The following is a 14,021-nucleotide window of genomic DNA, read 5'->3' as shown; positions in this document are numbered from 1 at the left end:
ATTTTGTTTTAGAAGTAGCCGCGAACACCAAGCGCAAAACTGCGCCCAGGACGTGGTGCAATATTTTTTAAGAATGAGCTATGAACGCGGGCTTCTGTGTCCGTTAAATTTGTGCCTTTTAAATAAAACGATAGGTCTTGGTTCAATACCGATAAGTCATAAGAAATGCTGGCATCAACAAGGGTATAGCCGCCTGTTGTGGTTTCCTCTTGTGCTATGCGGTCTTGTTCTAGGTAGCGCGTAACGTGAATATTTGCCGTTAGGTTTTCGGTTTGATAGCTAAACTCAGTACCAAAACGCAGTGGTGGAGTACGTGGTAAATCTCCGCCGTCTTTTAGGCGCGCGCGTACATAATCAGAGAATAAGTCGACTTTAAATTCGTCGGTTAGCTGCCAAGCAACTTGCGCTTCAAAACCATGCAAAATCACATCGTCTGTTTTAAATAAATAAACCGGTAGTTCAGATGAATGATCGTGCTCTTCTTCGTGATTATGTTCGTCGCCATGGTCGTGATCATGACCGCTTTCAGCGTATAGGCCTGTGTTGATCTGGTAATAATAGTTATCTACTTGGTTGTAAAATGCATTGAAGATAAAACCAACATCACCCTCGGTTTTACGAAATGTAAGGTCGATATTATTTGCAGTTTCTAAATCAATAGCTTCTTGTGAAAGCTCAAAATGACCGTCATGAGTATCGAAAAGCGCACCGACTTCATAGGTTGCTGTGCCTATGTGTGGGCCGAAAGATAATAGCTCAGAAGCAGACGGAGCTCGCTCAGAACGCGATACCGATAAACCAAGGTTATAACCAGCAGTAAAATCCCATACCACCCCTGTTGATAAACTCACCGGTGTGAACTCTTGGGCAACATCAAATACACGTGTGTAGTTTGATTCTTCATGTTCGTGGTCATGGTCGTGCTCATCGCCTTCTTCATCATGAGCATGGGCGTCAATTTCTGGTAACAGCACATTGCTAGCATCAATAGTGACTCGCTCAACACGGCCACCTAATTGCACTAAAAAATCACCCAAATGCTTTTCTTCCATAATTGCAAAGGCAATACTTTCAGTAACAGAAGGGGGGGTGAAGGCTTCAGAGCCTTGTGCTTCAACATCACTTTTTTTGTAATGAAAGCTAACGCCACCATTCCACTCATCAAATTGGCTATGCAGAATGTCAACGCGAAGCTCATTGGTTTCGTTTTTGAAGGTTGTGCCTACTGCACCGTGTTCGATTTCAGCGTGTTCGTAGTCTGTGTGGCCAGCACGTAAGTTAATTTTGCTTAGCCATTCACTGTCGATATTGTATTCACCAAGTAGCTGGATTTTGGTTTGCTCGAGGTCTGCAAAAACGGCTTCTTCTTCGCTGTGCACCTCTTCGTGGTCATGTTCTTCATGCTCTTCTTCACCATGTGTATGGCCAGGAATACCGTATTGGCGGTTAAACTGCTCAACCGCAACGCCAACGTAACCTTGCTCAAATAAGTAGCTAGTGCCTACAGTAAAGCCATCTGAGTCTTCATTACTGTTTTCTACTACGTACTTTGAGCTGCGCTCGGTGTCGTCAATATCGGCAGCTACAGGTACTTCGTAATCGTCTGATTCACGCCAGAATGCATCAGCATAAAAGGCAAACGACTCTGTTCCTGTAGTAGCATTAAACGAAGCAATTTTTTGCTCATCTACAGAGTTATGTTCTAGGTTCCACTCGCCACGTGTAGTGCTGTCAGTTGGCACTCGGCTATCAACCACGTTGACGACACCACCAATTGCGCCGCTGCCATAAAAAAGAGTTGCTGGGCCACGTAAAACTTCAATTTGCTGCGCCGTTGATGCTTCAGATGCAACTGAGTGATCAGGACCAACACGTGACACATCACTCACATCTAGGCCATTTTGCGTTATTAAAACACGTGGGCCGCTTAAACCACGGATCACAGGGGTACTGGCAACCTTGGCATGGAAGTTTGTGTTAACGCCGGGTAGTTTTTCAAGGCTATCACCAAGCGTTGATGCTTGTTGGCGTCTTAATTGCTCGCCAGATAACACACTAACTGGTGAAGCAGATTCCATTGCCGACATATGAATCGGTGTTGCTTCAATATCAATAACTTCAATGGGTGAACGTTTTAGATTAAAAGTTGTAGTGTGGTCATGGTCATTGGCAAGTGTGATATCTCGGTGCAAGTGAGCATAACCTGGCGCTGAAATATGTAGCTCTTTTAAGCCGTTATTTAAGCCGCTGATTTCAAACTCACCTTTGTCATTAGTTGTTACTTTTTGATCTGAGCCTTCAAGGTCAACTGTGGCATTAGCAACTGCTTTACCTTGGTTATTTAAAACAACGCCTTTGATTGATTGCGCCAAGACACTGGCTGGTAATAACGCTGCTATGACGACAGCGACTCTTGAGATGTTATTCATTATGCATCACTCTTTGGTATGTTATAATGTATCAATTGTGCTTTAATTGTTATAATGTATCAAGTATGAATCGACGAATGAGTTTTATTCTTTTTTGTAACAGTATGCTTAAAGAGAGGTAAATGGAGTGATTGTGGTTATGAAAGCAGCAAAATTGGTAGTGATATGCTTGATGGTTGGATGTATTTTTTCAGCTCAAGGGCATCAACACCATCATCATTCACATGGTGAGGGAGTGCTTTTTGTGGTTCATGACCAAGGTAAGTGGCAAGTTAAGTTCATTTTGCCGGCTGGAGATATTTTTGGCTTTGAGCATCAGCCTGAAACCGCTGAGCAAAAGCAAATTATCAAACAAACATTAGCCCAGTTAGCAAATTCAGAGCAGTTAGTGACATTTAACGGCGAATGTAAGCTTATTCATGCAAATTTTGAAAACCCATTTGAGCATCACTCTCATCATTCACATCAAGACCTTGAAGTTGAATACTCGTTTAGTTGTGATAAACCGGTCTCTAAAGTCACTGTTACTTTGTTTGCATGGGCTGAAGCGATATCTGTTATTGAAGCGCAGTGGATTACAGAGCAAGCGCAAGGGATAGCCGAGCTTACAGCAACAAAACCTTATATTGAGTGGCCGCTATGAATAAACAGCGATTAACCAGCACACTTAATAAAGCAAAGCAGGTTTGCCTTGAACATGGCAGAAAATTCACCATTCAGCGCAAGCAAATACTGCAAATATTACTAACCACAGACGTACCGCTATCGGCCTACGAGTTGGCCAGTTGTTATAAGCTGCGCACAAGCTCGAGTGTATCTGTCATGTCTGTTTATCGAATCTTGAGCTTTTTAGAATCGGTAAACCTTGTTCGCAGGCTTAATAGTGCTAACAAATATATCGCTGACGGTACCGACAGTGAGGTTTTTAAGCGTGAGATTTCTTTGTTTTTGATTTGCCGTCATTGCCAAAAAGTAGAGACTTTAGCGGTTTCACAGAGTGATGTTGCAAAGCTTTTCCCTCATTTTGATGATGCAGGTTTTACCTCACAAACAAAGCAATTTGAAATGATGGGTGTATGCAATGAGTGCCAAGCAAAAATTGCTTGATGCGTTTTTAATAATTCATGTGTTCAATTTTATAGGAATTATTCAGTGAAATTACAAGAAAAGATGGACAAATTTGCCATAGGGTTATCAGCTATGTGTGCTATTCACTGCTTAGCTGTGCCTGTGTTATTGGTTTTATTACCAAGTGCTGCAGCATTGGGTTTAGGTAACGAACAGTTTCATTTTTGGATGTTGGTTGCGGTACTGCCAAGTAGCTTATTAGCACTGTTTTTAGGCTGTAAAAAACATAAGCGTTACCGATTATTGATGCTAGGCGGTGCAGGGCTGGTGTTGTTGTCTGCGGCAGTGCTGCTTGGCGAAAATATTATTGGTGAGGCGGGCGAAAAAATACTTACTTTATTGGGCTCGCTATTTGTCGTCATTGGGCATTGGTTTAACTTTCGCTTGTGCGGAAAAAAACGAGGGAATGAGTGCCTTAGTTCGTAGAGATATAAACTTGTTGGCCAAGCATTGATTGGCCAACAAGCTCATTCAGTAATAACTGAATTACTTGTAGAAGACTTCTACAGAGCCTTTTACTTTTAATAGTAAAGGTTGGCCACGGCGATCAAGCGCTTTTGGAGAAGCGACTTTGATCCAGCCTTCGCTGATATTATATTCTTCAACGTCAAAACGCTCTTTGCCGTTAAGTTTTACACCAATTTCATGTTCGAAAACTTCTTCCACATAAAATTTACTACGTGGGTTGATAGAAAGTTGGTTTGGTAATTCTGGTTTTTGTGTATCAGTCATAGTTGCGATCTGCATTGAATAAATTGTGCGCCATTGTAGGCAATAGCTGGCATTGGCTCAAGTATCTGCATGGCAAATTTATTGTTTACTCGCAGGCTTGTTCTGAATGTTCGACGCACATGGCAACGGCTTCACTCTTTTTGTCGAAGTCGTGTGTTAAGCAGTAGTCAAAACGCATGGTTAACTCAATCACTTGTTCGCCCTTACGCTCTGGCCAATGCCAGTCTCTCACTATTTGTCTTGCTGCCTTTCTAACATCTTTACTAAAGCGCTTAGGTGCTGAATTTTCTATATTTAGATTTTTCACATCGCCTTGTGGTGTTACCTGAAAGTTGACAATTGCGCAGCCACTGCCTTGTCGATTCAACAGCCCTGTCGGGTATTGTACATGAGACATTGGTGGGAGTCGTTGCCAGCTAGGCTTATCCGTAGTGGTATCGAGTACCTGTGCTTGAATATCAACAAATGGAAATTTACGTGATAAGTCAGGGTTTGCGAATGAGCTGATTGATGCGCATGTAAGCGTTAATGCTAAAAGTGATTTATACATAGTTTTCCTTAACTTGTTTGTTTTTTGGTCATTTATTAATACTAATGATGAACTTGTATTATGTAAACAATAAAAAGATAGTAAAAATTCGGTACTAAATGATTTGTTATACTATATCAGTTTGGTTATTTGTGTTATTTTATAACAAAATGTTTTTCCTTAATTTCTACAATTAGACCTTATGAAGTACTCAACTCTTAGTTTAGCCTTAGCTGCGGCATTTGCAGCAAATACACATGCAGCTGATAACAGCGATATGGAAACGATCACTATCGAGCATAAACAAGCGTTTCGTGGTGATATTCCAACAAAAGATTTACCGCAATCGATCACCACATTAAGTAAAGACATGATAACTGATAACGGTATCACTAAGTTTCGCGATGCACTCGATTTTTCTGCCAGTATTAGTCGTAAAAATAATGGCGGTGCGTTATGGGACAGCTACTCTATTCGTGGCTTGTCGGGTAACGAAAATATGCCATCTGGCTATTTAGTTAACGGCTTTAGTGGTGGTCGCGGTTTTGCAGGTCCGCGTGATGTATCAAACATTGAATATATTGAAGTGTTAAAAGGACCGGGCTCAGCACTCTATGGTCGCTCAGAGCCGGGTGGTACAATTAACATCATTACTAAAAAACCGCAGTTTTATCAGCAAGGCCAACTTCAAGCCGAGTTTGGCAGTGATGACCACAAGCGTATTCAAGGTGATTACACCAATGGCCTGACCGATGATTTAGCATTTAGAATCAATGGTGCATGGCAAGATAGCGATAGCTTTAGAGACTATGTACATCACGACAAATTCGTCATTACGCCTTCTCTTTATTACCAGATTAACGACAAGTCATCGCTTACTTATGAATTTGAATATGTTGACCAACAGCAAATGTATGATCGCGGTATTGTGGTACTTAATGATGATTTTGATACCGTTCCTGAGTCACGCTTTTTAGGTAACCCAAATGATGCGCCAACTAAAGTTCACTCTAGAGGCCATCAGATTAATTATAATTATGATTTTAATAGTCAGTGGTCATTACTAGCAGGGGCTAACTATCGTTCAGCAACCCTAACAGGAGAATCATCTGATGCTGAACTATCGCCATCTCGCCAATCTTTGTTTGATGATGGTAGAACGTTAACTCGTCAACATCGTTACCGTGATTATGAGTCTGAAGATACCTCTGTACGCTTTGAATTAAGTGGTCATTTTGATTTTGCAGGTATTACGAACCATGTACTCGTTGGTGCTGATGCGTATGATTATGAATTACGCACGGGGTTATATCGCTATCGTGGTGGTAATGGTACCTACACTATTGATATCTATGAGCCAGATTACAGCACTGGCAAAGGCCCTGAAATGGGCATGCAATACGAGAATAAAGAAGAGCAAAATGCTTATGGTATCTATTTGCAAGACCAGCTTGATTTAACCGATAACCTAAAAGTGATGCTAGGTCTGCGTTTTGATGAAATTGAGCAAGACATCTTTGAAACTAAGTCAGGTGTTGCTTCTAACAGTAAAGAAAACCGCATTAGTCCACGTTTTGGTGTGGTTTACGCACTTAATGACGACATTAACCTTTACTCAAGCTATTCAGAAGGCTTTTTACCACTGAGCGGCACTGATGCTGAAGGTAATCCATTCGGTTTTGAAGAAAGTGACTCGTTTGAAGTGGGTGTTAAATTTAGCTACGCCAATATCAGCGGCACGCTTGCTTATTTTGATGCGAGCAAGAGCAACATGCTGGTGGCAGATCCAGTAAATGTGGGTTATTCAACACCTGTAGGTAAAGCAAATAGCACAGGTTTTGAGTTAGATTTAACAGGTTCATTAGGTGACAATACCGAGTACACCCTATCTTATGCCTATGTGGATGCCGAGACTGCAACAGACAGTCTAAATGTTGATTGGTTAGTGCCAATTCCTAAGGGCAGTCCACTTGTGAACGTACCAAAGAATAACCTTTCGATTGGCTTAAACCATGACCTAAATCTATTCGCACAAGAAATAAAGATAGGTGGTCATTATCAATATGTGTCTGACCGTTTGGGCGACCCAGCTGATTTAACCTTCCGATTACCTAGCTATAAAACCGTTGGTTTATTTGCTAAATGGCGAGCGACTGAACGTACAACGGTGTCACTGAATGTTGATAACGTGTTTGATGAGCAGTATATCGCCAGCTCTTACAATGCATTATGGGCCTACCCTGGTGCGCCTACGCAATTTAAACTTGGCGTAAGTTATGACTTCTGAGCAAGTTAAAAGCCGTATTCACAGTATCGACATCATGCGTGGTGTCGTTATTCTGCTGATGCTACTTGATCATGTGCGAGAGCGATTTTTCTTGCACATGCAGGTGGCCGATCCCATGGTGGTTGATACCACTTCGCCGGGGCTTTTTTGGAGCCGCTTTGCTGCACACTTTTGTGCGCCGACCTTTATCTTTTTAACCGGTTTATCGGCGTGGCTTTATAGTCACCCAGCAAGTGGTGTAGCGCGCTCTGCACGAAGTTTTTTAATAAAGCGAGGGCTATTTTTAATCGCGCTAGAAGTAACCCTCATTTGTTTTTCGTGGATGGGTTACTACCACACCATTTGGCTACAAGTGATGTGGGCGATTGGCCTTTGTATGCTGGTGTTAGCATTATTGATTAAGCTGCCACGTAATCTATTGCTGGTACTTGGCTTAGTTATTGTATTTGGTCATAACTTACTGACCCCAATCAGCTTTACCCCTGATGAGTTTGGATATTCGCTATGGACGATTTTGCATGACCGAGGCTATCTATCTCAAGGTGGTTTAATCGACGTAAAAATTAGCTACCCAGTGCTGCCTTGGATTGGCGTTATTTTATTGGGTTACTGTGCAGGTCCTTTATATGCGCACACTCAAACGGCGGATTCGCGTAAACGAGCATTGCTGCTGTTAGCGCTGTTATGTGTGGGATTATTTGCTGTGCTGCGTGGTTTTAATATTTATGGTGAAACCCTGCCTTGGCAAATATTTAGCACCACAACAGAAACTATGATGTCGGTGTTTAACGTGACTAAGTACCCTCCATCACTAAGCTTCTTGCTTATCACTTTAGCAGGCATGTTTGTTGGTTTATGGTTCTTTGAAAGGCCGCTTAATCGCTTTACCAATGCACTACGTGTATATGGATCTGTGCCTATGTTCTTTTATATTTTACACCTCTATGTGCTTTTAATTATGTATCAAATTGGTATGTTGATATGGGGTGCAAATCAAGGACAGTATTTGGGAGTAAGTGATATATCCGGTATTTGGTTTATTACTTTACTGTTGGCAATAGGGCTTTATTGGCCAACCAAGAAGTTTAGTGAATATAAACGTAAGGCTAATAAGCCTTGGTTGAAGTATTTATAACTAACAATAAATAGACAGCTAGCTCTCCTAGTACGGGGGCTGGCGGTTTATTAAGTTGCTATTTGGGTGAGTTTTTGCGATATTAATTATATTATAATATTAACAGGAAGCTAATTAGATGACTCTGCCTAGTTCTCAATCTGCAAATGCTATTCGCATACTTGCTGTCGATGCCGTTCAACAAGCTAACTCTGGCCACCCAGGTGCGCCTATGGGTATGGCTGATATTGCAGCTGTATTGTGGCAAAACTTTCACCGTCATAATCCACTAAATCCAGACTGGTCTAACCGTGACCGCTTTGTGTTATCAAATGGCCATGGTTCAATGCTTCAATATGCATTGTTACACCTAAGCGGTTACGACGTAAGCATCGAAGATATTAAGCAATTCCGTCAGCTTCATTCTAAAACACCGGGTCACCCAGAATATGGTTACACTCCGGGTGTTGAAACAACTACAGGTCCATTAGGTTCAGGTATTGCTAACGCGGTTGGTATGGCCATCGCTGAAAAAACCTTAGCAGCGCAATTTAATAAGCCACAGTTTGATATTGTTGATCACTTCACTTACTGCTTTATGGGTGATGGTTGTTTAATGGAAGGTATCTCGCACGAAGTATGTTCGCTGGCAGGTACTTTAGGTCTAGGCAAGCTAATCGCATTCTGGGATGACAATGGCATCTCTATCGATGGTGAAGTAGAAGGTTGGTTCACCGACGATACACCTGCACGTTTTGGATCTTACGGTTGGCAAGTTATTCGTGATGTTGATGGCCACGATATGCATGCGATTGCTGATGCAATCGAAGCGGCACAAAGCAACACCACGCAACCAACACTAATCTGTTGTAAAACAGTGATTGGTTTTGGCTCGCCAAATAAATCAGGTAGCCACGACTGTCACGGCGCACCACTTGGTCACGACGAAATTGCCGCAGTACGTGAACAGCTAAACTGGCCACACCCAGCATTTGAAGTTCCACAAGAGGTTTATAACGAGTGGAATAATCAAGCGAAAGGACAAGAGCTTGAAGGTGCATGGCAGCAAAAGTTTGCAGCTTATAGCAAAGCACATCCTGAACTTGCAAAAGAATATACTCGTCGTGTCTTGGAAAAAGCATTACCAGCTAACTTTGCTGAATTAGCTGATGAGTACATTGCTAAATGCCAAGCTGACATGCAAAACATTGCGACACGTAAAGCATCACAAAATGCGATCACTTTCTTTGCTAACCAGCTTCCTGAACTAATGGGTGGCTCTGCTGACCTTGCAGGTTCTAACTTGACCTTATGGCCAGAAGCAAAAGGCTTACAAGATGCAGCTGATGGTAACTACGTATTCTATGGCGTACGTGAGTTTGGTATGAGCGCAATCATGAATGGTATTGCATTACATGGTGGCTTTATCCCATTTGGCGCAACCTTCTTAATGTTTATGGAATACGCACGTAATGCAGTACGCATGGCAGCATTAATGAAAGCACAGAGCATTTTTGTGTATACCCATGACTCAATTGGTCAAGGTGAAGATGGTCCAACTCACCAACCAATCGAGCAAATCGCTAACCTTCGCATGACACCAAATATGACTGCATGGCGTCCATGTGATGAAACTGAAACAGCGGTAGCTTGGCGCCAAGCGTTATTAAAAGAAACCGGCCCAAGTTCACTGATCTTCAGCCGTCAGGGTACAAAAGCAATGGCTCGTGATGCACAGCAAGTTGCTGACATTGCAAAAGGGGGTTATGTACTTGTTGATAGCGAACAAGCTGCAGAGCTTATTCTTATTGCAACGGGTTCTGAGGTTGAACTTGCTGTGAATGCCGCTGCTGAATTAACAGCACAAGGCAAGCAAGTTCGCGTTGTATCTATGCCATCAACGAATCAGTTTGACAGCCAAGACAAAGCATACCGTCAAAGCGTGCTACCAACTGGTACACCAAAGATTGCTGTTGAAGCTGCGCACCGTGACTTCTGGTTTAAGTATGTTGGCCAAGATGGTGATGTACTAGGCATGGATACATTTGGTGAGTCAGCGCCTGGCGCAGTATTGCTTGAGCACTTTGGTTTCACAGTGGCAAACCTAGTTGCAAAAGCAAACGCATTACTTGCTGAATAATGGGGCTTGCGAAAAATTATCGTAATCGCAACACGATAAGCCTGCATTTGTAATGATGTGCAGGTAATAAAAAAGCCCGCAAACCTAGGTTTGCGGGCTTTTTTCTATTCAAATCGTCTGTTTAAACTAATTCGCTTAAGATTGACTCTAGTTTCTCTTGGTCAATTGCGAACTGACGAATACCTTGGCTTAGTTTTTCAGTTGCCATGGCATCTTCATTCATTTCCCAGCGGAAAGCCTGCTCAGTCATTGCTGCTGGCGCTTCTGCTTTTTCTGTTGCTGGTAATAGTTTTTGAGTTAATGGTGCGTCAGTTGCAGCTAGTTCAGCAAGTAGCTTAGGGCTGATAGTTAAACGGTCACAACCTGCTAATTGTTGGATTTCACCGATGTTACGGAAACTCGCGCCCATTACAATCGTGTCATAGCCGTGCTTTTTGAAGTAGTTGTAGATATGCGTGACTGACTTAACGCCCGGATCGTTAGCACCGTCGAAATCAGCGCTTGCATCTTGTGCTTTGTACCAATCAAGAATACGGCCAACGAATGGTGAAATTAGGTAAGCGTCCACCTCGGCACAAGCACGTGCTTGAGCAAATGCAAATACCAGCGTTAGGTTACAACGAATACCTTTTGCTTCAAGTACTTTAGCCGCTTGAATACCTTCCCATGTTGAAGCAATTTTAATTAACACGCGCGATGTGTCGATGCCTTGCTCTTTATATAGAGCAACAAGCTCAAGTGCTTTATCAATGGTTGCCTGAGTATCAAATGATAAACGCGCATCAACTTCTGTTGAAACTAAACCTGGCACTTGCTCCATTAATTTAGAGCCAATTAATACCGCTAGTTTGTCAGCTGCTTTTGTTACAACTTCAGCTGCGTCACTGCTTTGTGCTTTTGCCCATGATACGGCTTCTGCAGCGAGTGGGCGATATTTCTCAATTTGAATCGCGTTTAAGATGAGTGATGGGTTTGTTGTTGCATCTTGCGGTTTATATTCGTTGATTGCTTCAAAATCACCCGTGTCAGCAACAACGGTTGTCACTGCTTTAAGTTGTTCTAATTGACTAGACATAGTTATCCCATTCTTATCATACAAAAGTTAATGTAGTGGCTTTAACCTATTATTTGTGCTGAAAAAACAAGCTAATCTTCCAGAGAAACTGCGCAAAAAATCGCCCGTCAGCAGCAAATAATCCTGTTAATAATATTTTTATAATACCTTTACAATCTGGTATTGTTGATATTATCATACAAATAAAGATAATGACTAACAATGTTAGTAAGCAATTAGTGAAAGGTAATTATGTCTCGTTATACGTTGGGATTAGACTACGGGTCGGACTCGGTAAGAGCATTACTCGTTGATGTTGCGACTGGTGAAGAACTTGCCAGCCATTTAGTAAACTACCCGCGCTGGGCACAAGGTTTATATTGTGACCCAAGTAAAGATCAGTTTCGTCAGCATCCACAAGACTATATCGATAGCCTTGTAGAAGTAGTAAATGGTCTTTGGTCACAAGTTCCAGCAGGTACTGCAGACAAAGTAGTGGGTATGAGCTTTGATACGACTGGCTCAACACCTGTAGCAATTAATAGCCAAGGTACACCACTGGCATTAACTGAAGAATTTGCAGAAAACCCAAATGCAATGTTCATTTTGTGGAAAGACCATACGTCTATTAAAGAAGCAAATGAAATCACTGCAGCTGCAACTAACAACGATGTGAACTACCTTTCACACATGGGCGGTATCTACTCTTCTGAGTGGTACTGGGCCAAAGCATTACATATTTTCCGCGTTGATAGCAGTGTTAAAGCAGCCACTTATTCATGGGTTGAGCACTGCGATTGGATGACCGCGCTAATGTGCGGTACAACACACCCTGAAGCATTAAAGTTAGGTCGTTGTGCAACTGGCCACAAACAAATGTGGAACGAGCAATGGGGCGGTTTCCCACCAAACAGTTTCTTCAGCAATATCGATCCACTATTAGATGGTGTTGTTGATACGTTAAATACAACTACAGAGCCAAGCGACCAAGTTGCTGGCAACTTAACTGCTGAGTGGGCCGAGAAGCTTGGTTTACCACAAGGTATCGTTGTTGGTTACGGTGCATTTGATTGTCACATGGGGGCAGTAGCAGCCAATGTTCGCCCTGGTGTGCTAACCAAAGTAATGGGTACCTCAACGTGTGACATCACAGTAACGTCTCAAGAGCAGCTAGGTGATACTTGCGTTAAGGGTATTTGTGGTCAAGTTGATGGCTCGGTGATCCCAGGGTTAATTGGCTTAGAAGCTGGTCAATCTGCATTTGGTGATTTATACGCATGGTTCAAGAACTTAGTACTTTGGCCAACCCGCCAACTTACAAATCTATCTGACGCTGAGCAAGCGTTAGTTAACAAGCTAGAAGACTCAATCTTAGTTGATTTATCAAAAGCGGCGGCAGCACTGCCTGTATCAAGCAGCGACGTAACTGCGCTTGATTGGGTAAATGGTCGTCGTACGCCAGATGCTGACCAAAGCGTTGCCATGGCATTAACAGGCTTAAAAATGGGCACTGATGCACCTAAATTCTTCAAAGCGCTTGTTGAAGCAACAGCCTTTGGCGCACGTGCTATCACTGAGCGCTTTCGTAGCGAGGGCGTGCCAATCGAGTCAGTAGTTGTTATCGGCGGTATTTCTAAAAAATCAGACTACGTAATGCAAACCTGTGCTGATGTTTGGAACTGCCCAATCGACGTTTTAGAAAGTGAGCAAAGTTGTGCATTAGGTGCGGCAATTATGGCTGCGGTTGCTGCGGGTGAGCACGCAACAGTGGCAGATGCTCAAAAAGTGATGGCGTCGTCAGTATGTCATCAGTACTTACCAAACCCTGAGCGCGTTGCTGTGTATGACGAGCTTTATGCTAACTACCAAGCACTTGCAAGCTATGTAAACGGAGACAAGGCATGAGTTTTACTGAACTAAAACGTGAAGTCTATGAAGCGAACATGGAGCTGCAACGTCGTGGCTTAGTAATTTATACCTTTGGTAACGTATCGCAAATCGACCGAGACAAAGGCGTGATTGCGATTAAACCAAGTGGTGTATCGTACGACCAAATGAAGGCCGACGACATGGTGATCGTCGACCTTGAAAACAACATTGTTGAAGGGTCTATGCGTCCGTCTTCTGACACAAAAACACATGTTCATTTATATCGTCACTTCGATGCAATTGGCGGTGTAACACACACCCATTCGACCTATGCAACTGCATGGGCGCAAGCAAAACAAAGCATTCCTTGCCTTGGCACAACTCACGCTGACTATGTACACGGTGACATCACCTGTACTCGTGAGCTAACCGATGAGCAAGTGAATGGCGATTATGAATTAGAAACCGGTATTCAAATTACTGATGCGTATCAAGACCGCGATCCGAAAGCTGCACCTATGGTGATTGTTGCGGGTCATGCGCCTTTTACGTGGGGTAAAGATGCCGCTCAGTCTGTATACCATGCCGCGCTACTCGAAGAGATTGCACGCATGGCGTATTTAACACGCACTTTAGATCCACACGCAGCTGAACTTAAAAAAGCAGTGATGGATAAACATTATCTACGTAAGCACGGTAAAAACGCGTATTACGGTCAGAGCAAATAGCAAGAATTTAG

The 14,021-nt window shown here is 42.7% G+C and carries 12 protein-coding genes; 8 read left to right on the top strand and 4 right to left on the bottom strand.

The annotated features are described in order from the left end of the window. Window positions 1-8: 8 nt before the first annotated feature. Window positions 9-2,429: a TonB-dependent receptor gene (locus L1D46_RS03630; RefSeq protein WP_239976807.1), complete on the bottom strand. Its 2,421-nt coding sequence runs from the start codon at window positions 2,427-2,429 to the stop codon at window positions 9-11. Window positions 2,430-2,568: 139 nt separating this feature from the next. On the opposite strand from L1D46_RS03630, the gene L1D46_RS03625 reads away from it, so the two are divergent. From L1D46_RS03625 to L1D46_RS03615, 3 genes are read left to right on the top strand one after another with little or no spacing between them, the layout of a single operon-like run. Further along, window positions 2,569-3,072 (top strand): DUF2796 domain-containing protein, encoded by a 504-nt coding sequence (locus L1D46_RS03625; protein WP_167658292.1) that lies wholly within the window; start codon window positions 2,569-2,571, stop codon window positions 3,070-3,072. Further along, window positions 3,069-3,536: a transcriptional repressor gene (locus L1D46_RS03620; RefSeq protein WP_239976806.1), complete on the top strand. Its 468-nt coding sequence runs from the start codon at window positions 3,069-3,071 to the stop codon at window positions 3,534-3,536. The genes L1D46_RS03625 and L1D46_RS03620 overlap by 4 nt, the downstream gene beginning before the upstream one ends. 45 nt (window positions 3,537-3,581) lie before the next feature. Further along, window positions 3,582-3,983 carry a MerC domain-containing protein gene (locus L1D46_RS03615; RefSeq protein ID WP_130050164.1) on the top strand — a complete coding sequence of 134 codons (402 nt, stop codon included), beginning with the start codon at window positions 3,582-3,584 and terminating at the stop codon, window positions 3,981-3,983. Window positions 3,984-4,043: 60 nt separating this feature from the next. Here L1D46_RS03615 and L1D46_RS03610 read toward each other — a convergent pair whose 3' ends face one another. Beyond that, window positions 4,044-4,289 (bottom strand): DUF3297 family protein, encoded by a 246-nt coding sequence (locus L1D46_RS03610; RefSeq protein WP_175580416.1) that lies wholly within the window; start codon window positions 4,287-4,289, stop codon window positions 4,044-4,046. Between the two features lie 85 nt (window positions 4,290-4,374). Next, entirely contained in the window at window positions 4,375-4,839 is a 465-nt protein-coding gene (locus L1D46_RS03605) for an energy transducer TonB (protein ID WP_130050166.1), read from the bottom strand. Window positions 4,840-5,020: 181 nt separating this feature from the next. On the opposite strand from L1D46_RS03605, the gene L1D46_RS03600 reads away from it, so the two are divergent. From L1D46_RS03600 to tkt, 3 genes are all read left to right on the top strand, one after another. Then, entirely contained in the window at window positions 5,021-7,105 is a 2,085-nt protein-coding gene (locus tag L1D46_RS03600) for a TonB-dependent siderophore receptor (RefSeq protein ID WP_239976805.1), read from the top strand. Then, window positions 7,095-8,240 (top strand): heparan-alpha-glucosaminide N-acetyltransferase domain-containing protein, encoded by a 1,146-nt coding sequence (locus L1D46_RS03595; protein WP_239976803.1) that lies wholly within the window; start codon window positions 7,095-7,097, stop codon window positions 8,238-8,240. The genes L1D46_RS03600 and L1D46_RS03595 overlap by 11 nt, the downstream gene beginning before the upstream one ends. Window positions 8,241-8,358: 118 nt before the next feature. Next, window positions 8,359-10,359: a transketolase gene (tkt, locus tag L1D46_RS03590; protein WP_239976802.1), complete on the top strand. Its 2,001-nt coding sequence runs from the start codon at window positions 8,359-8,361 to the stop codon at window positions 10,357-10,359. Window positions 10,360-10,480: 121 nt separating this feature from the next. Here tkt and tal read toward each other — a convergent pair whose 3' ends face one another. Beyond that, window positions 10,481-11,434: a transaldolase gene (gene tal / locus L1D46_RS03585; RefSeq protein ID WP_239976801.1), complete on the bottom strand. Its 954-nt coding sequence runs from the start codon at window positions 11,432-11,434 to the stop codon at window positions 10,481-10,483. A 231-nt stretch (window positions 11,435-11,665) separates the two neighbouring features. Here tal and L1D46_RS03580 point away from each other — a divergent pair, with 231 nt between their 5' ends. Continuing rightward, on the top strand, window positions 11,666-13,318 hold the full coding sequence (locus L1D46_RS03580) for a ribulokinase (protein ID WP_239976800.1): 1,653 nt from the start codon (window positions 11,666-11,668) through the stop codon (window positions 13,316-13,318). Continuing rightward, window positions 13,315-14,010, top strand: a complete 696-nt coding sequence (locus L1D46_RS03575; protein WP_054552270.1) for an L-ribulose-5-phosphate 4-epimerase — start codon at window positions 13,315-13,317, stop codon at window positions 14,008-14,010. The genes L1D46_RS03580 and L1D46_RS03575 overlap by 4 nt, the downstream gene beginning before the upstream one ends. Window positions 14,011-14,021 lie beyond the last annotated feature (11 nt).

The sequence above is a fragment of the Pseudoalteromonas sp. Isolate3 genome, assembly GCF_022398505.1.
GTDB classification, from domain to species: Bacteria; Pseudomonadota; Gammaproteobacteria; order Enterobacterales; family Alteromonadaceae; genus Pseudoalteromonas; species Pseudoalteromonas apostichopi.
This window is presented reverse-complemented; position numbering and strand designations above follow the sequence as displayed.